Origin of the sequence: Methanofollis fontis (genome assembly GCF_004297185.1) — an archaeon.
Classification (GTDB): domain Archaea; phylum Halobacteriota; class Methanomicrobia; order Methanomicrobiales; family Methanofollaceae; genus Methanofollis; species Methanofollis fontis.
This window is the reverse complement of record NZ_PGCL01000003.1, coordinates 1-19,415: the sequence shown is the minus strand read 5'-3', so window position 1 is coordinate 19,415 and position 19,415 is coordinate 1. Positions and strand designations below refer to the sequence as shown.

The window sequence follows — 19,415 nt, the reverse complement described above, 5'->3', positions numbered from 1 at the left end:
TCATCAGGGGAATGAGCGGGAAAAAATAGGGATGCTTCAGGCGAACATCTCGCCGACGCCCGTCTTCATCGTCTGCCGGTCGTAGCCAGACGAGACCTTGTGGAGGGCGTTCATGAAGTCCTCGTTCGTCACCTTTGAGCGTTCCTGCCTGATGGCGAACATCCCGGCCTCCATGCAGATCGCCCGCAGGTCGGCGCCGTTCCGGCCGTCGGTCTGCCGGGCCACCTCCCTGAGGTCGATCTCTGAGGCCAGGTTCATGCCCTTGGTGTGGATCCGCAGGATCGAGAGGCGCCCCTCCACGTCCGGCAGGGGGATCTCGATGATCCGGTCGAAGCGTCCGGGTCTGAGGAGGGCGGGGTCAAGGATATCGATCCGGTTCGTGGCGCCGATGATCTTCACATCGCCCCGCGCCTCAAAACCGTCCATTCCCGCCAGGAGCTGCATCAGGGTCCTCTGCACCTCACGGTCGCCCGAGGTGACCGATTCGGTCCGGTGGGCCCCAACGGCATCGATCTCGTCGATGAAGATGATCGCCGGCGCCTTCTCCCGCGCGATCTCGAAGAGCTCGCGCACGAGCCGCGCCCCCTCACCGATATATTTCTGCACGAGCTCCGAGCCCACCACCCTCAGGAAATGGGCATTCGTCTCATGGGCAACGGCCCGCGCCAGCAGGGTCTTGCCGGTGCCGGGGGGGCCGTAGAGGAGGACACCCTTCGGCGGACTGATTCCGACCTTCTCGAAGAGATGGGGTTTGGTGAGCGGGAGTTCGACCGCCTCCTTCACCTCCTGCACCTGCGCCTCAAGACCGCCGATATCCTCATAGATCTCGGACGGACGCTCCTCCAGCTCCATCCCATAGATCTGCGGGTCATAGTTGTTCGGGAGCACCTCAATCAGTGCAAGCGACTGCTGGTTGAGGGTGCACCGGCTTCCGGACCGCAGGTCCTTGGGATCGATAAACTGGGAGACCCGGACCAGGAATCGGGGACCGGCACTGCTCCTGACGACGACCCGGTTGTTGTCGATGATATCGATGATCTCTCCGACGACAAGGGGCGGACTCCTCAGCTGCTCGATCTCGCTCCGGAGCTTGCGCATCTCTCGTTCGTAGCGGATCTTCTGCGTCTCGACATACCGCTTCTCCGACTCCATCTGCCGCATCCGCTCTCTCAATTCCAGATTGCGGTTTTCAAGATTCGAGATGCGTTCCAGCAGGTACTTACAGAGTTCCTCGCTGTTCTGCGGTTCGATTATATCTGCGCCGCTGTCCCCCATCAGTCCTCCTCGAATAGGTATATAGTATAAAATGACTTAAATGTGTTTGCGAGTAGTATGCAGTGCGAATTATGTGGGGCGATTATCCGTGGCGCCCCGAAAAAAGTCCAGATCGAAGGTGCGGTCCTCCAGGTATGCCCGAAATGTGCACGATTGGGCGTCGAGGTGGCACAGCCCCGTTCGATCGAACCAAAACGGAGAGTACCGACTGCACCTACCGCTCCGCAGCGAAGGAGCCGCGATGTCTTCGACATGATGATCGGGGAGATCGTCGACGACTTCGGCGAGCGGATCAAACGCGCCCGCCTCGGGAAGAGCTGGACCCAGAAGGATCTGGCCAACGAGATCAAGGAGCGGGAGATCCTCATCAAGAAGATCGAGAAGGGCGACCTGATCCCTGAGGACGATGTCAGGGTAAAGATCGAGAAGGCGCTCGGCATCTCACTCCTCGACGTCACCGAAGAAGAGGTGAAGGCCCAGAAGCGGGGGAGCATGGCGACTACGTTTGGCGACCTCATCAAGATCAGGAAGGAATAAAAATGGCCAGCCCACTGATTCTCGTCAACCTGAAGGCATATCTGGAAGGGATGGGCGAGGGTGCGGCCCGCATCGCCGCCGCCGCAGAAGAGGTCGGGGCGGAGAGCGGGGTGACGATCGCCGTCGCCCCGGCCCCCACCGACCTCCAGCCCCTTTCAGCCCGCTTCAACCTCCCGCTCTATGCCCAGCACATCGACGGTGTTTCAGCCGGCGCCCATACGGGGCATGTGACCGCCGAGCAGGTCCGTGCCGCCGGCGCGACCGGGACGCTGATCAACCATTCAGAGCGGCGCCTGACGCTTGCAGGGATCGAGGCCTCGGTTGCGGCCGCACGAAGATCCGATCTCCGGACGGTGATCTGCACGAATAACGAGGCAACGACGGCAGCAGCGGCCGCCCTTGCGCCCGACTACGTGGCGATCGAGCCCCCCGAGCTGATCGGAACCGGCGTATCGGTCTCAAAGGCCGATCCGGGCATCATCGAACGCTCGGTGGCGGCAGCACAGGGCGTGAATCCAGGCATGCGGGTGCTCACCGGCGCCGGGATCAGCACCGGCGAATGCGTCCGGATCGCCCTCGAACTCGGGACCGACGGGGTGCTTCTCGCATCCGGCGTCGTCAAGGCGAAGGACCCCGCCGCGGTCCTGCGTGACCTGGTCTCGCAGATCTAGACGATCAGCATTATCAGGTCATGCTTGGTGATCACGCCCTGCACCGTCCCCTCGCCGAGGACGAGCACGGCGTGATGCTGCTGGAGCAGGTGAACGACCGTCTCGATATCGACGTCTGGCGGGACGGTCGGAAACCCGGACTCCATGAAATCCTTTACTTTTCGGGTATGCGCCCGGGCGATGCCGATCTGCTCGATGGCGTTCACGATCGCCGATTCTGACACGCACCCGACCGGGATGCCGTTCTCGATCACCGGGATCTGCGAGACGTCCTCTGTCTCCATAATCGCAACCGCCGTCGTGATGGCGTCCCTCGGGGAAACGCTGTGAACCGGCGCATGCATCACCTCTCTGGCAGTCATCGTCGGGCGTTCGGCCACCTTCAGCACATGGATGATCTTGTTGAGGGTGCTCACCCGGGGATCGACGGTCCCCGACTCGATCCGCGCCACCATTGACTGGGATATCCCGGCCTTTCGGGCGACATCGGCCTGTCTGAGTCCGAGCATGATCCGCTTCGCCTTCAGCTCGGCAGGCGTTGGGATATACATTATATTACTCAAGGTGATTTTAGGAGATAAGAATATTCGCCGATCTGGCGGCATAAAGGCTATCATATCAGAACGCAACTCAATCGCTGGATCCCGCATCGGGCGGGAGGGGAGGACGTGAATATGAACAGCAATGATGATATGTCGGTTGTGGATCTGGTCAGGGACGTAAAAACAGCGATTCTTGAAGCCCAGGACCGACTGGACGAACGCGGCATCACGATCAGCAGGGTGGACCTTGAGGTGATGACGGCTTTCGTCACCTCTGCGGGTGGGGAGATCGGATTGAAGATTATCCCGATCGAACTCTCCGGCCAGTATTCCCGGTCGCAGATGAACACCATCCATCTCTCGCTGACACCGCTCGTCCCCGAGCAGGTGGAACGCATATCAGAACTGGGGAGCGAACTGGTGCGTGCGATCGAGGTGATCAGCACCGCCGCGCATGAGGCGCCGGCCACAAAACCCGAATTCCTGCTTGACCATGCAGAGGTCATCCTCCAGTTTGCCACCGATGTTTCGGGGCATATCCGCCTGTTTGCCGGTGCCGGTCAGGAGGCCGGTTGGGCGCATCTGATACGCATGACACTGCTCACCCGCTGATACGGGGCGCCGGAGCTCCGGGCTGTCAGGATGCTCGAAAATGGTGGAGTCGGAGGAGTAAGCCCCCTTCTGTTCGGTGCGGCATTCAGCTACGCGCCATACCCGGGCAGGCCCAGGCGCCCTCTGCCCTGTTCTGGCTTGCACCCGCAGGGATTCGCCGTTTCATCGGTTCCCGCCGCTACACTCAACGGGTTAACTCGCGCAACATCAGCGCTTCTCGCCCGGAGGCTCAGCCGTATCATCATTGACGGCGGGGCGTGTCGTTTCTGTGCCATTGCCATGACTCTCGCCATCCGCACTTGCATGCGGCTGCGTGCCTGGTCGGTGGGGGGACTTTCCTCAGCGGCCCGAAGGCCACCGTCGGCCGCACTCTCCCTCTCCTCTTAATAGTATAGGCGCAATTGAATATATCACTAATGTTCGCGCTGACCCGTGATGAGGGCGAAACCGCCGTGCGTCTGGCACGCACCGCCCTCGAAACAGAACTCCGGGGGCAGACCTTCACCCTGCCTCCGCTCCCACCGGTTTTTTCGGAACAACGCGGTGTTTTCGTCACGATCACGCGGGACGGCGACCTGAGGGGCTGCATCGGCCTGCCCTATCCGGTGATGCCCCTCAGCGAGGGGATCGTGCATGCCGCCCTCTCCGCCGCCCGCGAGGACCCGCGGTTCCCGCCGGTCCGGCCCGCCGAACTCCCTGACATCAGGATCGACCTGACGGTGCTCTCGGTGCCCGAACCCCTCGAGTGTGCGCCGGACCGCCGGGCCGACCATGTCGAGGTGGGGCGGCACGGGCTGATCCTCTCCGGTCAGGGGAGGAGCGGACTTCTCCTCCCGCAGGTGGCAACAGAATACAACTGGAATGCGAGAGAGTTCCTGGACCATACCTGCCTCAAGGCCGGGCTCTCGCCCGGGTGCTGGACTGATCCGGAGGTCGCAGTCGCCACCTTCGAGGGGCAGATCTTCTCAGAGGAGGAGGCCTGAATGGCGATCTCGTTTGAGGTCCTCCACAAGGATATCGCCGCCAGGATCGGCCGTCTCCGTGTCGGTGAGAGGACCGTCCGCACTCCGGCCCTGCTGCCGGTGGTGAACCCCCACCTCCCCCTGATCACCCCGCGGGAGATGCAGGAGATGGGGGTGGAGGCGATCATCACCAACGCCTACATCTTCTCGAAGAGCGCCGACTACCGGGAGCGGGCCCTTCAGGAGGGGCTTCATTCGGTGCTGGACTTCGACGGCGTGATCATGACCGATTCGGGGTCGTTCCAGCTGATGGTCTATGGCGAGGTGGAGATCTCCAACCTCCAGACGATCGGGTTCCAGAAGGATATCGGCTCGGATATCATCGTCCCCCTCGACATCCCGACCACGCCGGACGCCGATCAGGAGCGCGCCGAGCAGGAACTGGCCGTGACCCTCGGGCGGATCCGGGAGGGGCACACCTTCCTGGGACCGGACGCCAACCTGGCCGGACCGGTGCAGGGCGGCGTCTACCCGGCCCTGCGCGAATATGCCGCCCGGACGGTGCAGGATATCGGTTTCTCCTTCTGCCCGGTCGGGGCGGTCGTCCCCCTGATGGAGACCTACCGCTACAGCGATCTCGTCCGGGTGGTGATGGCGGCAAAACGCGGCCTCTCCCCCTCGACCTGCGTCCACCTCTTCGGTGCGGGCCATCCGGCCATGCTCGCCCTCGGGGCGGCGATGGGCTGCGACATCTTCGATTCAGCCGCCTATGCCCTGTTTGCAAAGGACGGCCGTTATCTCACGACCCACGGCAGCCTGAAGGTGGAGGAGCTCTCCGAACTCCCCTGCCCCTGCTCGGTGTGCCGGAGCCATACCGCCGAAGAACTGAAACGGAGCCCTGAACGCGAACGGCTGCTGGCACTCCACAATCTCTATGTGACGCTGGCCGAGATCGCCAGGATCCGGCAGGCGATCACCGACGGCACCCTCTGGGAACTGCTCGACATCCGCTGCCGCACCCACCCGCGCCTCCTTGACGGCTACCGCGAGTTCCTGCGCCATGCGGTGGACCTCGAACGGGTGGACGGCGTCTCCAAACGGCGGTTCTTCTACCAGAGCGCCGAGAGCTGCGGGCGCACCGAGGTGCTCAGGTATCAGAATATGATCGGCCGTTTCTCTGTCGGGGAGAGGGTGCTGGTGACGATGACCGGGAAGGTGCTGGAGGGCTATGACAGCGTGCTCCTCTATAAACCGCCGTTCGGCCCCTATCCCGTGGGACTCTCCGAGACCTTCCCGATCGGGCAGTCCGAGGTGCCGGAATGGGACGCGGATATGATGCAGGCCGGGTGCCGGGGGATCCGGCGACTTGCCGACGCCAACCCAGAGAGTCGTCTGAGCGTGCTCGCCCCGCGCAGATGGGTCGAACTGGTGAGGGCCGAACTGGCGGATATCGAGGTGCTGGATGCCGATACAGTTTGAGGTGAAGGCACGAGACGCTCTTGCGCGGAGCGGGGTGTTCTCCTGCAACGAGCAGAAACTCGCCACGCCGTGCGCCGTGGATGCCGGAGAGGCGTTCCCGGAACTCGCCGATCTCCGGCATGCAAACGTACCCCTCTCGGCTGATCCGGATTTTGTCGAGGCCTATCTGCCTGATATGACAGGCGAGGCCTCGATCGTCCACCCGCTGGGCGGCGACGCCGTTTCCGGCGGGTGCGCCGTGGTGGCGAACTGGCATACGACGCTGGCAGACCCACGGGCGTACGTGGAGCACCTTGCCGCCCTCAGGGGGCATGTCGCACCCGATGCGGCATGTTACGCCCCTGCCGCCGCCCTGCCGTCGAACGCCTGCCTGCTTGCCTATACGGGATTCGACCTCTTCGACTACACCGCCGTGGACCTGATGACGGCGCGGGGGATGTTCTGCACCCCCGAGGGTGAGTTCCCGGTCGAGGAGGCGGGTGAGGGCGGATGCGGGTGTCCGGGCTGCGAGTCCGGCGATCTCGCCCTCCACAACCGGTTCATGCTGAACGCCGAGTGCGCCACCATCCGCCGCTTCATCGCCCGGGGCCAGATGCGCGAGCTGATGGAGATGCGGTGCAGGATGGACGCCGCTGCCGTCTCGGTCATGCGTTTCCTGGACCGAGAGTATGTCATGGCTGAGGCGGCGGCACCTATCGTCCGTTCGTCGCGGATGCTCGCCAACTCCGCCGAGTCCCTGAACCGCCCGGAGATCCGGCGCTTTGCCGAACGCATCTGCGAACGATATCGTCCGCCCCGGAACGACATCGCCGTGCTCCTGCCGTGTGCGGCGCGAAAACCCTACTCATCATCGCAGAGTCATCAGCGTTTTGTGGCGGCGGTCGGCGGGCGCGCTCATGAGGTGATCATCACCTCGCCCCTCGGGGTCGTGCCCCGCGAACTCGAGGCGATCTATCCTGCCGGACACTATGATGTGCCGGTGACCGGGTACTGGGACCGGGAGGAGTGCGCCGTCCTCTCCGACATCCTTGTCCGCTATCTCCGGGCCCACCCCTACGGTCGCATAATCGCCCATCTTGAGGGTGGGGCGCTCCAGGTCGCCGAGATGGCCGCAGAAATCTGCGGCATCGAAATGGAATGCACCGTTGTCGGCCACCCAACCTCCCCGGCCTCGCTCCGGGCCCTTGACGAAGCGCTGGCCGGCGAACGGAAGGGCCGGTCCTCCCCGGTGGCAGGCGTTCTCGGCTGGCAGTTTGCCAAAGAGGTCGAGACGAAGGGGATGCAGGTGAAGGGGAAACCGGGTCGTCGTGCCGTGATGAAGGGGAAGACCATCCTCTTCAACATCGACGACCGCACCGGCCTCTACAAACCCACCTTCGAGGGGTGGCGGCACCTCTCCGGCTACCGGGTGGAGATCGACGACTTCGTGCCGCGCGGCGATGTGCTCGCCCCGGGCGTCACCGATGCCGACCCGCGCATCCGTGCGGGCGACGAGGTGTTTGTCGTCGGTCCCTCGGCCATTGCCACCGGACGGGCGGCGATGGGGGCCGCCGAGATGATCCGATCGCGGCGCGGCGTTGCTGTGAAAGTGCGTAAAGTAAAGTGCACGGACGACAAACCGTGATGGAACAATCGAAGTTCCGAATTGGAGTGGTGGAGTTTGTATCTGGTTGAGGAGGCAACGCAGCTCGCTGACAGGGTTTTTCAGATGTGGATCACCGCACCGCAGGTGGCGCGGCATGCACGGGCAGGACAGTTCCTGATCATCAGGCTGGACGAGACAGGAGAGCGGGTACCGCTCACGATATCGGCGGTCAGGGGAGATCAGGTACGGATCATCTTTATGGCGGTCGGAAAGACGACAGAGCACCTCTCCTCCATGAAGAAGGGTGACGCCATCTCCGATGTCGTGGGACCGCTCGGCACGCCGAGCGAGATCGAGCGCTACGGCACGGTCGTGGTCATCGGCGGCGGCGTCGGGATCGCGAGCACCCCCATCATCGCCCGCGAGGCAAAGGAGGCGGGGAACCATGTCATCGGGATCATCGGGGCGCGGAACAAGGACTTCCTCATCCTCGAGGACGAGATGACGGAGATCTGCGACGAACTCTTTATCACGACCGATGACGGCAGCAAGGGCGTCCACGGTTTTGCGAGCACGGTTCTGGACGAACTCTGCAAGAATCAAAAACTCGACTGTGTCTGGATCGTCGGTCCGGCCATTATGATGAAGGTCACATCGGCGGTGACGCGGCCCTACGGCGTGAAGACCTTCGTCTCCTTGAACCCGATCATGGTCGACGGCACCGGGATGTGCGGGTCGTGCCGGGTGACGGTCGGCGGGGAGACAAAGTTCGCCTGTGTCGACGGTCCGGAGTTCGACGCCCATCAGGTGGATTTCGACGAACTGATGTCCAGGCAGCGGACCTATACGGATGAGGAGAAGGCCTCGCTCGAGCACTACCATCATGGCGGGTGCGGGTGCTGCGGGGGCGACCACTGATGAGCGGCAGCGTGAAGGATTTTTCCGAGGTGAACAGGGGGCTTTCCGAGGAGAACGCCGTTTTTGAAGCCCTCAGGTGCATGAACTGTGTCCGCCCGACCTGTATGAAGGGGTGTCCGGTCTGCATCGATATCCCGGCCTTCATCCAGCAGATCGCCGAGCGGGACTTTGCAGGGGCGGCGGCCACCCTCAAGAAGGACAATATGCTCCCGGCGATCTGCGGCCGCGTCTGTCCGCAGGAGAGTCAGTGCGAGGGCGCCTGTATCCTTGCAAAGAAGGAGAAGCCCGTGGCCATCGGCGCCCTCGAGCGGTTCGTCGCCGATTGGGAGCGCAAGCACGGCATGACCCTTCCCGAGATCGCCCCGCCGAGCGGCAAACGCGTCGCCGTCGTGGGATCGGGACCGGCGGGCCTGACCGCCGCCGCAGAACTGGCAAGACTCGGGCATACCGTGACGGTGTTTGAGTCATTGCACGAGGCGGGCGGGGTGCTGACCTACGGCATCCCCAACTTCCGGTTGCCCAAGGATATCGTCCGCGCCGAGATCGAGCAGGTGAAGGCGCTGGGCGTGGAGATCAGGCTCAATCACCTCGTCGGCAGGAGCGTCTCGACCGACGAACTCCTCTCCTATGACGCCGTCTTCCTGGGCACCGGGGCGGGTCTGCCCTATTTCATGGATATCGAGGGGGAGAACCTCAACGGGGTGTATTCGGCTAACGAGTTCCTGACCCGTGTGAACCTGATGCACGCCGACTGCTTCCCTGAGTTCGATACGCCGGTGAAACGCGGCTGCCGCGTGGTCGTCGTCGGCGGCGGGAACGTGGCGATGGATGCGGCGCGTGTGGCCCGCCGTCTCGGCGGCGAGGTGACGCTCGTCTACCGCCGCCGGAAGGAAGACCTGCCGGCCCGCGCCGTCGAGGTGGCGAATGCGGTCGCCGAGGGGGTGCAGTTCGTCTGCTGTGCAAACCCGGTCCGGGTCATCGGCGAGAAAACCGTCGAAGGTGTCGAGTGTGTGCAGATGGAGATGTGCGATCTCGATGAGAGCGGTCGGCCGAAACCATCATGTATTGAAGGGAGCAACTTCGTGATCGAGGCAGATGTCTTCATCGAGGCAATCGGCCAGGGCCCAAATCCCCTCCTCATCTCCATGCTCCCCCATCTCGACCGCGCCCGCCGCGGGAATGTGGTCGTGGACGACGATGGCATGACCACGATCGACGGAGTGTATGCAGGCGGGGACGTCGCCACCGGGGCGGCAACCGTCATCTGGGCGATGGGTTCGGCCAAGAAAGCCGCTGCCGCCATCGACAGGCACCTGAGGAGAGAATGAAAGAATACGAAAATATGGAAGAACGAAAGGCCGTTCTCGGTCTGGCCGGCGTCAACGACAAGGAGATCCTGGATATCGGGGCCGGCCCATTGGCCATCCTTGCCGCACAGGAGTATGAGTGTTTTGTCACCTCCGTCGATATCGACACGGTGAAACTACGCGAGTTCGAGGCAGAGGCGGAGGCGGCAGGTGTCGGGGAGAAGATCAGCTTTGAGGAGGGTGACGCCTCAGATCTCCCCTACTGCAAGGACGCCTTTGACATCGGGATCTGTTTCGGCGCCCTCCACCATGTTCCGGGAGATCTGCGGGAGCAGGTGATCCGCGAACTTGCCCGCGTCTCCTATGAACGCTTTGTTGTGGCCGAATATACGCCTGAGGGATTTCAGGAGATACACGGGGGCGACGAACGCTACAGCCCTGTCGATCTTTCTGATCTTGAGTCCCTCCTTGCAGGTGCCGGGAAGGTCGCCATCCACCGCCTCGATTCGATGGTGGTGTATGTGATCGACCGGCGCTGATCTTTTTTTCGCGTCCCCGGGTCCGGGGCGAATAACCCATACAGTGCAGGATTACCGGACGTCTGCCACCGTATCGAACAACACTTCGCCCTTTCATGGGCGCACATTCCAGGCACCGGTGCGCCCCCGCCGTCCATGACCTCCCGATCACACAGAATAGCAAAACCGGACGAAGGGATCGATTTGAGCCCATGAGGTTCTCCCTCCGGCGGTAGGGGAAATCTATCCAGGCAATGCAGGTTCAGCCCTGATCGAGTTTCGAAGAAGAGGGATATAGACATTCATATGAGGCGATATGGCTCGGGGGAACTCATTGTTCGCCTTATGTGTTACCAGTCCAGGCCATATCGCATCAGGGGGTGGGTCAGGGAGGGGTCTCCCCTCCCGGTCGGAGCATCGCCGGCAGACAGTCGTTTCCGGCAGACCCCTTTCAATACCTTCCAGAAAAGAGTGGTGGTGTCTCTAAGGCACCGCCCCTATCTCCGCCGCAGCCCCCTGTGCAGGAGAGGGGCAATGGCGATGGCCGCACCGGCGGAGATTATCAGAAATCCGGGTGTTGCCGTCGGCGCGGGTGATTCAGGTGTCGTGGCCGAAGGTGAAAGTCCGGCGAGGGAGACCGCCCATCCCTCTACGGCACCGCTCATCCGCGACCATCCTGTGGTGACGGCGCCGCCGTCCTGGGTGGCGAAAATGGCACTGAAACGTCCGTCCCATCCGTCCCAGACCTCGCCGCCGAGGACGGCGCCGTTTCCGTCGATGATCTGCACCTGCGGCGAGTCCCCCCAGCGCCCTGCAAGGATATACCCGGTGCCCGGGAGGGTGGCAGCGCTGTTCATCTCGACGCCCGGCAGGTCGGTCTCCCATATGAGGTCTCCTGCATCGTCGATCTCCGCCGCCCATGCGGTGGTCAGGAGCATGGTGGTACCATTTATATCCTGGGGTCCGCTCATCGATCCGGAGAGCAGACACCCATCATCAGAATGGAGAGATGTGAAGAGACTGCGGTCAGGAAGTTCGTGCGTCCAGAGCGAATTGCCGGTGCTGTCGGTCCGCATGATCCATGAGGTGCAGGGGGGGTCGTCCAGCACACCGAGCGTGCCGCCGATATACAGCGACCCGTCCGGTGCGGGTGCAAGCGTCCGGGCGGCGCCCGCATCATAGGTCCGCGTCCAGGTCTCCGTGCCCGAACCGTCATAGAGGGCCAGGAAGGCACCGACACCGTTGCCCGGGTTCCATACCCACCCGGTCACGGCAATACTCCCGTCCGGGAGGGCGGCAACATCAGTCACCCGCTTTCCTTCAAGGGTCTGGTCCCAGACGGTGGTGCCGTCGGGTCCGATCAGGGAGAGATGGGAGAGACCGGTGGCATTGGCCGGGTCGGAGTTGGAGAGAAAACCGCCGTCGACGGAATAGGTCGCCACTGCATATGCATCTCCGTCCAGGGGGGCAAGCGCCGCAACGCTGTCGCCGCCCATTCGCACCGTCCACTCCACAGCACCGGACCCATCGGTCCTGATCAGCACGGCGCTGTCATCCTCAACACCGTAACCGAATCCGCCGAGCAGATATCCGCCGTCATCGGTCCCCTCGACCGCAAAAAAATCGGTGAATGTACCTTCATTGAAGGTGGCGTTCCATTGCTCCATGGGCGAAATGGGTGCCGCCCCGCCGGCCCCCACCAGCATGGCGCTGATCAATACCAGAGAGATCGCCCATTTCAGATATCCGTTCATCCAGCCTTCACCTATCTGCATAGTGTTTCCCCTGTGGTCGAGCGGACCACTCTGCAGAGTAGTGGTCCTCCTTCATGGTTAACTCCGGCGGTCGGGGACACGGTATTTTTAATATCCTCCGGGATGACCGGTTCAGGCATGGAAACGGTGCGCATCCTCGGTGCCGGACCGGCGGGTCTGACGGCGGCGATCACCCTTGCCCGCGCCGGGTTTGATGTCGAGGTCATGGAACAGCGGAACGGTGTCGGAACCCGCTTCTCCGGCGACCTCCAGGGGCTTGAAAACTGGTCGAGGACCACCGACATCCTGGACGAACTCGGGGAGATGGGGATCGAGACCGATTTCGATCACGCCCCCTACACCGACCTCTTGATCTCGAACGCTGAGGAGGTGCTCCGCTTCTCCTGTGCCCGACCGGCATTCTATCTCCTCAGACGCGGCCCCTATGAAGGGAGCCTCGACCTCTCCCTGCTCCGTCAGGCAACAGACGCCGGCGCAAATATCCATTTTTCCCGGTCGATTCCCCCAGCAGATGCCGACATTGTCGCCACCGGTCCATCACGCGAGGGGATATTTGCGGTGGCAAAGGGGTTCACCTTCACCACCGATATGGAGAATACCGCCATCGGACTCATCGACCCGACCTCGTCCAGAGGGGGATATGCCTACCTCCTCGTCATGGACGGCATCGGGTGCCTCGCCACGGTGCTGATGCACTCCTATTCCGACGTGGCGGTCTGCCTCCGACGGGCAGAGCACCTCTTCGAACAGATGACCGACCTGGAGATCCGTGACCCGCACCCCTGCGGCGGTGTCGGCAGTTACATGACCGAAAGGCGGTTTATGGACGGAACCTGCCGGTTTGCCGGGGAGGCCGCCGGGCTCCAGGACCCGATGTGGGGGTTCGGGATCCGGTTTGCGGTCCGTTCCGGGTATTGTGCGGCACAGAGCATCATAGAAGGATTCGAGTATGGCGATGCGGCGTCATCGACATTTGAACCGTTGATGAGGGCAGGGACCGTGAACCGTTATCTCTGGGACCGCTATGGCGTCAAAAACTACAACCATCTCTTCGGGAGACTGAGGGGGGTGCAGGACCCCCTCAGTCACCTCCATTCATTTCATTCTTTCAATATCTACCAGCGGATGCTCTATTCCCGCGCCGAACGCCATCTCAGGGACCGCTATGCCCGCGGCTCAACACCCCCGGAATAATTTTTTCATCGTGAACGCCGGTTCGCCATGATCCCGGTTCCGATCCAGTAGAGCACGAACGCGGCGACGATTCCGTTAAGCGGCGGGATGCCGGGGGAGAATGCGGCGATGACCGATGCTGCAATATATGCCAGAATACCTGTCGGATGGACGGCGGACCGGTCCGCCTCATCCAATGGCGGATACCCCCTCCTGTGGACACAGCAATAATCCGCCAGGATGATCCCGCCGATCGGCGGGATGACGGTGCCGAGCATCTGCATATAGGGAACAAGCCAGTCGTACATCCCCAGCAGGGCCAGCGCCGTGCCCACCGCCGCCCCCAGGAGGGTAATCACCCTGCGCCGGTTTGTCCGCGCCAGGTCGCAGCCGGCCACCGAGAAGTTATAGATGGTGTTGTCCTGCGTCGTCCAGAGGTTCAGGAAGAGCATCGCCACCCCCAGTCCAAGCATGCCCTGGAGCTCGAGCACCCGGACGATATCGCTCTCCCCGTAGACGAGAGCGCCATAGGCGCCGACCAGGACCATCAGCCCGTTTCCGAGCAGAAAGGCGAGCAGTGCCGCACCCACGGCGGTGCGCGGTGTGTCTGAGAAGCGCGTCCAGTTGGTCGCCTGTGTCCCGCCGGAGATGAAGGTGCCGACCACGATCGTCACCGCTTCCCCGACACCCATGGTGGTCGCCGGCACGATGGCGGCAATACCCGCGATTCCTCCCCCGTCCCGCGTGGCAATCGCCATGCTCACGACTATCAGGGCGCACATCAGGGGGACGGAGACCATCGAAAGGCGTTCGAGGCCGCGGTATCCGATGAACGCCGTCCAGCAGAAGGTGAACCCGAAGAGGATCATGAGCGGTGCCCTCCAGCCCGCCTCGAGGTTCAGGAGTTCGGTGAACAGAATGGCGATCGTCGCCGTCCCCCATGCATACCAGCCGACCTGGGTGAAACCCAGCACCAGGTCGGGCCATCGGCTGCCGATCCGACCGAAACAGTAGCGCCCCAGGAGCGCCGTGTTCAGCCCGCTCCGCTGGGAGACGTATGCGAGCCCCGCAACATAGCCGGCGAGTAGAAGGTTTCCGAATACGATGATGGCGATCAGGTCCGGCCAGAAGGGGAAGGCGACACCGATGGCGCCCCCGCCCCACATGGTGGCCGAAAAGAAGGTGAAACCGAGGAGGATCACGGAGGTCGGGAAAAAACCCCGGCGTGCATGGGAGGGGACCGGAGACTGGGGGTAATCCTCCACGATCTCCTGCTGGTGTCCTCTCATCCGGGCCCGTCCTGCTGTCTCTACAGAAAGTGGGCGTGAAGAATGCTTCAGGATTCTGATCCGGATCGATTGAGGGGCGCTCCATCCTATCGGTGGCTATATCCCGCCCGCCCCCCATCTCATCAGCATGGCGGAGGGCCCTGACCTGATCCAGGAGAGGGAGGTCGAGACGGCGGAGGGCACCTATGCCCTCAGGCTCAGCTCAGAGGATCTTTCGTTCCTGTATCCGGGAATGCACCGCTACACCCTCAGACTGACGCTCGGGGATGCGGTCATCGGCACGTTCCGCACGAACACCTATGAATATTCCCCGACCGTGCCGCTCAATGCCGCCGATGCCGCCCGAAAAAAGATGGACGAGTGGGAGACGGCGCTGGTGACGAGCAGAGAGCGCTTCCTTCCCCTCCTCACCCGTCCGGCCCCGCTTGCAGCCCCCATCCACACCACCGACGTGGTGGTGATCCAGGGAAGCCCCCGCCCGGACGGCAACTGCAGCATCTATGCGTCCTGGGTGGTGGACGAGGGGCGGCGGATCGGAAGATCGGTGCAGGTGATCTATATCGATGATCTGGCGATCAGGCCGTGCATCGGGTGTTACCGGTGCTATAATACGGGCTTGTGCACATTCCGCGACGATATGGCCGGGATCATCGGGGCGGTCCGGGCCGCCTCCCTGCTCGTGATCTGTTCGCCGGTCTATACAGGCACCGTTCCCGGCGGACTGAAGACGGTGCTCGACCGCTTTCAGGCGCTCCATGCCGGGCAAAACCTCTTCGGGGGCAGACCCCTGCCGCCGGCGCTGCTCTGCGCCGTCTGCGGGAGAAGCGGCATGGAGAATTTTGCCTGCCTCAGAGAGGTGATCCGGTCCTGTCTCGGGAACCTGGGTATCAGGGGTGCCGGGGAGATCTATGCGGACGGCATGGACCGGACCGGCGGGATCGGGGAGGTCGAGGGCCTGGAGGAGCGGGTGCGAACGGCGGTCAGGGATTTTTTTGCGAGAAAGGGGGGCTCCGGCCCTCCCCTGCAGAGGAAAACCAATCATTAATCACCGATGCCCCCGTGATCTCTGTATTCAGGTGGGAATAGACTGATGTTCAGGAAGATCCTGTTTCCGACCGATTTTTCGGACTGCTCCTATAAGGCGCTCGAGTGCGTCAGGAAGATGCGGGATGCCGGCACCGAGGAAGTGGTGGTGATCACGGTGCTGGACGACCGGGACGTGGACCTGGTCACGACCGGCATCGGCTGGCTTGTTGGTGACCGCATGGTCGAGTACGATGCGAAGATCGAGAAGAGAATGCGGGAGAACGCCCGGGAAAAACTGGAGGGCATCGCCCGGGTGATCGGGGACGCCGGTCTGCGGGTCAGGACCGAGGTGGCGAAGGGGCTTCCCTCGATGGAGATCTGTGCGATGGCAAAACGGGAGGGAGTGTCGCTGATCGTGATGGGCTCGCACGGCAGGAGCAACCTTGCCGGCGTGGTGGTGGGTTCGGTCTCTGAGGACGTGCTCAGGAAGGCGAACGTGCCGGTGCTGATCGTGACCAGGGAGATGCCGGGCGGGTGCTGCGAGACCTGAACGATCCCAAAAAAAATGTTCAGCGGATCTGCTCAAGATATGCGGAGAAGGCCGCCAGGGCCGGTCCCATATCCGAACGCGCAAACCCGATCCTGAAGTGGCTGTCGCCAAAGTCATAGACAGATGAGGGAAGGAGGAGCACACCGGACTCCTCGACTACGGTTCGGCAGAAGCCCTCCGCCCCGCCGGACAGAAGCCGCGGGAAGGCGATCGCCCCGGCGGTCGGTCTCACCCAGGAGAAGAGGTCGGCATGTCCGGCAAAGAAGCGGTCGAGGAGTGCAAGGTTGTCCCCGATGATCGCGAGGTTCTTCCCGACGATCTCCTCCCGGTGCCTGAGTGCGACGGCCGAGAGGAACTCCGAGGGGGCACTGCAGCAGATGGTGGTATAGTCCTTGAGCGCCGCCATCCGGTCGAGGAGGGCGGTGTCCTGTGCGGCCGTCCAGCCGATCCGCAGACCGGCAAGCCCGAAGGCCTTGGACATCACCCCAACAGAAACCCCTTTTTCATAGATGTCGGCCATGGGCGGGAGGCGGCCGGCGGGGTCATACTCCAGGAAACGGTAGACCTCGTCGGAGAAGATGTGTATATCCCGTTCGGCTGCGATGTCGCGGACCGCCAGGTACTCCTCCCGGGTCATATGGCATCCGGTGGGGTTGTGGGGGGTGTTGATCACGATCGCCCGCGTCCGATCGGTGACACGTTCCTTGAGGCGCTCGATATCCGGCCTCCACCCTGTTGCATCGGCGAGGGGCCAGGGGACGACCCGGCAACCGGCGCCGCGGGCGATCTCATGAAGCGACTGGTAGGCCGGCATCTGTACGATGACCTCGTCGCCCGGTTCCAGCAGTGCGTTCATGAACAGGAAGATCGCCTCCTCGGCACCGGCCGATACCAGGATGCCGGAGGTGGGGACGGCATCATAGAGCCCGGCGATCTCCTCCCGCAGGTCGGGGGCGCCCCTGGACTCGGTATAGCCGAGGCCGTGGTTCATGAACCGCTCACCGGCCCCCTCCTCATGGGCGAGCAGGTCGCCGACCGATATCGACTGGCAGTCCGATGTGCAGAGGAGATGGGGTGCACGGAACTCATACTCTGCCAGATAGCGTTCAAGCCTGAATGGAGGCAGATCCATGAGAAATTGTGTGTCCGTCAGGGCATTAAGAATTCCGTAGATTGACGGGGAGATCGATCTTCCCACCGGGCGGGCCACATTTTATATCAGATATATTATCTCTATCATGGAACCTCTCATGCAGGTGCCGCCGCCCGGGCCCGGGGCACGCGCTGTTCTCGAACGGGACGCGAGCGTGATATCACAGTCGATGGTGCGGGAGTACCCGCTCGTCCTCAAGCGTGCAGAGGGCACCAACCTCTGGGACGTCGACGGTAACCGCTATCTGGACTTTACGGCCGGGATTTCCGTGATGAATGTGGGGTGGAACCATCCGGCGGTGGTGGAGGCGGTGCGGGAGCAGGTCGGAAACCTGTCTCATGCCGCCTTTCTTGATTTCTGTGCCGAGGTGCCGGTCGCCTTCGCCGAAGACCTTGTGCAGATGATGCCGCCCGGTCTGGACCGGGTCTACTTCTCCAACTCCGGCGCCGAGACCGTGGAGGCGGCACTCAAACTCGCCCGGCGCCATACGAAACGGAACTACTTCATCTCGTTCTATGGCGGGTTTCACGGGCGCACCTATGGTGCCCTCTCCCTCACCGCCGCAAAGGTGATCCAGAGAAAGCACTTCGGCCCGTTCCTGCCGGTGGTCCATGCACCCTATCCTGATCCCTACCGCCCGCTCTGCCCGGAGAGCGACGAGTGCGCCCTCGACACCCTGGCCTATATCAGGGAGGAGATCTTCAGGACCGAGGTCTCGCCCGAGGAGGTGGCGGCGATCGTTGTCGAACCGGTGCTCGGCGAGGGGGGCTACGTCGTCCCGCCGCGATCATTCTTGCGGGAACTCCGGGACCTCTGCGACGAACACGGCATCCTTCTCGTTGCCGATGAGGTGCAGAGCGGATGCTATCGGACCGGACGCTTTCTGGCATCCGAACACTCGGACATCGTCCCGGATATCGTCACCTGCGCCAAGGCGATCGGCGGCGGTCTGCCCCTGGGCGTGACGGTGGCGTCCGACGAGGTGATGACATGGCCGCCGGGTTCTCATGCAAGCACCTTCGGCGGGAACTGCGCCGCCTGCGCCGCCGGGCGTGCGGTGCTCTCGATTCTCCGGCAGGAGGGATTCGGGGAGCGGGTGGCGGCAAACGGCGAGCGCCTGCTCGACGGTCTCCAGAGGCTGCGGGATCGGCACCCGATCATCGGCGATGTGCGGGGGATCGGGCTGATGGCGGCGATAGAACTGGTGCAGGACCGGGAGACGAAGGTCCCTGCACACGAGGAGCGCAACCGTGTGCTCGTCCGGGCATTCGAGCGGGGGCTGACATTGCTGCCGGCCGGTGAATCGGCGATCCGCTTCTCGCCGCCGCTCATCATCACGGCAGAGGAGATCGAGTGCGGACTGGAGATCCTGGACGCCGCTCTCGGCGGCACGGAATAGGAGGGAAGAGAGATGAACGGAAAAATCACCTATGTTACCCTGGAGTCGGATGCGGGGATGCACACCTCATATGAGGTCGCACTCCCTGCGGTCGAACGCATGCTCGGGCACCACCACCCCCTCTATATCGGGGGGAAGGGGTTTGAACCCACGGGGGAGTTCGAGGTGCGCTCCCCGGTCGACCGCGACATCGTGATCGGCCGGTTCCAGAGCGGGGGGGAGAAGGAGGCCCATGCGGCGATCCGCGTGGCGAAGGACACCTTCCCCCGCTGGAGCGGCACCGACCCGGCCGAACGCCTGAAGATCCTGCGGCGGGCGGCCGACCGGCTCCAGGAAGAGATGTACTCTCTGGCCGCCCTGATCACCCTGGAGGCCGGGAAGACCAGGACCGAGGCGGTGGCCGAGGTGGGGGAGGCGATCGACCTGATCCGCTACCACTGCTCGGTGTATGAGCAGAGCGATCATTTCACCGTCCCGATGGGATCGGGCCGGGCCGGCAGGAGCCGGAGCGTGATGAGACCGTCAGGTGACAGGTCGGCGGGAGCATGACGGCATCGATCACATGGATCACGCCGTTCGAGGCCTCGATATCGGTGACCACCACCCGCGCCCCGTCGACCATGACATCCCCATCCTCCACGGTG

At 63.0% G+C, this 19,415-nt stretch carries 19 protein-coding genes and 1 other RNA gene; 14 read left to right on the top strand and 6 right to left on the bottom strand.

Going from position 1 to position 19,415, the window contains the following annotated elements; all coding sequences use genetic code 11:
* Positions 1 to 36: 36 nt before the first annotated feature.
* Positions 37 to 1,275, bottom strand: coding sequence for a proteasome-activating nucleotidase (locus tag CUJ86_RS07025; RefSeq protein ID WP_130646872.1), 1,239 nt, complete (start codon positions 1,273 to 1,275; stop codon positions 37 to 39).
* A 57-nt stretch (positions 1,276 to 1,332) separates the two neighbouring features.
* On the opposite strand from CUJ86_RS07025, the gene CUJ86_RS07020 reads away from it, so the two are divergent.
* Both CUJ86_RS07020 and tpiA read left to right on the top strand, forming a co-directional pair.
* A complete protein-coding gene (locus CUJ86_RS07020) occupies positions 1,333 to 1,812 on the top strand; it encodes a multiprotein bridging factor aMBF1 (RefSeq protein WP_130646871.1) in 480 nt (159 codons plus the stop codon).
* Positions 1,813 to 1,814: 2 nt separating this feature from the next.
* The gene (gene tpiA, locus CUJ86_RS07015) at positions 1,815 to 2,483 is read left to right on the top strand and encodes a triose-phosphate isomerase (RefSeq protein WP_130646870.1); all 669 of its coding nucleotides are present in this window, start codon (positions 1,815 to 1,817) and stop codon (positions 2,481 to 2,483) included.
* On the opposite strand, the gene CUJ86_RS07010 is transcribed toward tpiA, so the two are convergent.
* Positions 2,480 to 3,034 carry a CBS domain-containing protein gene (locus CUJ86_RS07010; protein ID WP_130646869.1) on the bottom strand — a complete coding sequence of 185 codons (555 nt, stop codon included), beginning with the start codon at positions 3,032 to 3,034 and terminating at the stop codon, positions 2,480 to 2,482. The genes tpiA and CUJ86_RS07010 overlap by 4 nt on opposite strands.
* 123 nt (positions 3,035 to 3,157) lie before the next feature.
* On the opposite strand from CUJ86_RS07010, the gene CUJ86_RS07005 reads away from it, so the two are divergent.
* Positions 3,158 to 3,637 (top strand): trypco2 family protein, encoded by a 480-nt coding sequence (locus CUJ86_RS07005; RefSeq protein ID WP_130646868.1) that lies wholly within the window; start codon positions 3,158 to 3,160, stop codon positions 3,635 to 3,637.
* Positions 3,638 to 3,683: 46 nt separating this feature from the next.
* Here the strand turns inward: CUJ86_RS07005 and rnpB are convergent.
* An RNA gene (gene rnpB, locus CUJ86_RS07000) (RNase P RNA component) lies at positions 3,684 to 4,017 on the bottom strand.
* Between the two features lie 36 nt (positions 4,018 to 4,053).
* On the opposite strand from rnpB, the gene CUJ86_RS06995 reads away from it, so the two are divergent.
* From CUJ86_RS06995 to CUJ86_RS06970, 6 genes are read left to right on the top strand one after another with little or no spacing between them, the layout of a single operon-like run.
* Positions 4,054 to 4,620 (top strand): TIGR00296 family protein, encoded by a 567-nt coding sequence (locus CUJ86_RS06995; RefSeq protein WP_130646867.1) that lies wholly within the window; start codon positions 4,054 to 4,056, stop codon positions 4,618 to 4,620.
* Entirely contained in the window at positions 4,621 to 6,078 is a 1,458-nt protein-coding gene (gene tgtA / locus CUJ86_RS06990) for a tRNA guanosine(15) transglycosylase TgtA (RefSeq protein ID WP_130646866.1), read from the top strand.
* Positions 6,062 to 7,702 carry an archaeosine synthase subunit alpha gene (gene arcS, locus CUJ86_RS06985; protein WP_130646865.1) on the top strand — a complete coding sequence of 547 codons (1,641 nt, stop codon included), beginning with the start codon at positions 6,062 to 6,064 and terminating at the stop codon, positions 7,700 to 7,702. The genes tgtA and arcS overlap by 17 nt, the downstream gene beginning before the upstream one ends.
* A gap of 36 nt (positions 7,703 to 7,738) precedes the next feature.
* Positions 7,739 to 8,581 carry a sulfide/dihydroorotate dehydrogenase-like FAD/NAD-binding protein gene (locus CUJ86_RS06980; protein ID WP_130646864.1) on the top strand — a complete coding sequence of 281 codons (843 nt, stop codon included), beginning with the start codon at positions 7,739 to 7,741 and terminating at the stop codon, positions 8,579 to 8,581.
* Positions 8,581 to 9,909 (top strand): NADPH-dependent glutamate synthase, encoded by a 1,329-nt coding sequence (gltA, locus tag CUJ86_RS06975; protein ID WP_130646863.1) that lies wholly within the window; start codon positions 8,581 to 8,583, stop codon positions 9,907 to 9,909. Before CUJ86_RS06980 ends, gltA begins: the two co-directional genes overlap by 1 nt.
* Positions 9,906 to 10,427, top strand: coding sequence for a class I SAM-dependent methyltransferase (locus CUJ86_RS06970; protein ID WP_130646862.1), 522 nt, complete (start codon positions 9,906 to 9,908; stop codon positions 10,425 to 10,427). The genes gltA and CUJ86_RS06970 overlap by 4 nt, the downstream gene beginning before the upstream one ends.
* Positions 10,428 to 10,903: 476 nt before the next feature.
* Here CUJ86_RS06970 and CUJ86_RS06965 read toward each other — a convergent pair whose 3' ends face one another.
* The gene (locus CUJ86_RS06965; protein ID WP_165394818.1) at positions 10,904 to 12,181 is read right to left on the bottom strand and encodes a hypothetical protein; all 1,278 of its coding nucleotides are present in this window, start codon (positions 12,179 to 12,181) and stop codon (positions 10,904 to 10,906) included.
* Between the two features lie 117 nt (positions 12,182 to 12,298).
* Here CUJ86_RS06965 and CUJ86_RS06960 point away from each other — a divergent pair, with 117 nt between their 5' ends.
* The gene (locus CUJ86_RS06960; protein ID WP_165394817.1) at positions 12,299 to 13,375 is read left to right on the top strand and encodes an NAD(P)/FAD-dependent oxidoreductase; all 1,077 of its coding nucleotides are present in this window, start codon (positions 12,299 to 12,301) and stop codon (positions 13,373 to 13,375) included.
* Between the two features lie 5 nt (positions 13,376 to 13,380).
* On the opposite strand, the gene codB is transcribed toward CUJ86_RS06960, so the two are convergent.
* Positions 13,381 to 14,643: a cytosine permease gene (gene codB, locus CUJ86_RS06955; RefSeq protein WP_130646859.1), complete on the bottom strand. Its 1,263-nt coding sequence runs from the start codon at positions 14,641 to 14,643 to the stop codon at positions 13,381 to 13,383.
* A 127-nt stretch (positions 14,644 to 14,770) separates the two neighbouring features.
* Between codB and CUJ86_RS06950 the strand changes: the two genes are divergently transcribed.
* Together CUJ86_RS06950 and CUJ86_RS06945 are read left to right on the top strand one after the other, a co-directional pair.
* Positions 14,771 to 15,688 carry a flavodoxin family protein gene (locus tag CUJ86_RS06950; protein WP_130646858.1) on the top strand — a complete coding sequence of 306 codons (918 nt, stop codon included), beginning with the start codon at positions 14,771 to 14,773 and terminating at the stop codon, positions 15,686 to 15,688.
* 45 nt (positions 15,689 to 15,733) lie between these two features.
* A complete protein-coding gene (locus CUJ86_RS06945; RefSeq protein ID WP_130646857.1) occupies positions 15,734 to 16,219 on the top strand; it encodes a universal stress protein in 486 nt (161 codons plus the stop codon).
* Between the two features lie 19 nt (positions 16,220 to 16,238).
* Here the strand turns inward: CUJ86_RS06945 and CUJ86_RS06940 are convergent, their stop codons facing one another.
* Complete coding sequence (locus CUJ86_RS06940; RefSeq protein ID WP_130646856.1) at positions 16,239 to 17,351, bottom strand: aminotransferase class I/II-fold pyridoxal phosphate-dependent enzyme; 1,113 nt, start codon at positions 17,349 to 17,351, stop codon at positions 16,239 to 16,241.
* 106 nt (positions 17,352 to 17,457) lie between these two features.
* Here CUJ86_RS06940 and CUJ86_RS06935 point away from each other — a divergent pair, with 106 nt between their 5' ends.
* Together CUJ86_RS06935 and CUJ86_RS06930 are read left to right on the top strand one after the other, a co-directional pair.
* Complete coding sequence (locus tag CUJ86_RS06935; RefSeq protein WP_130646855.1) at positions 17,458 to 18,771, top strand: acetyl ornithine aminotransferase family protein; 1,314 nt, start codon at positions 17,458 to 17,460, stop codon at positions 18,769 to 18,771.
* 12 nt (positions 18,772 to 18,783) lie between these two features.
* The gene (locus CUJ86_RS06930) at positions 18,784 to 19,320 is read left to right on the top strand and encodes an aldehyde dehydrogenase family protein (protein WP_130646854.1); all 537 of its coding nucleotides are present in this window, start codon (positions 18,784 to 18,786) and stop codon (positions 19,318 to 19,320) included.
* The last annotated feature ends 95 nt before the right edge of the window (positions 19,321 to 19,415 follow it).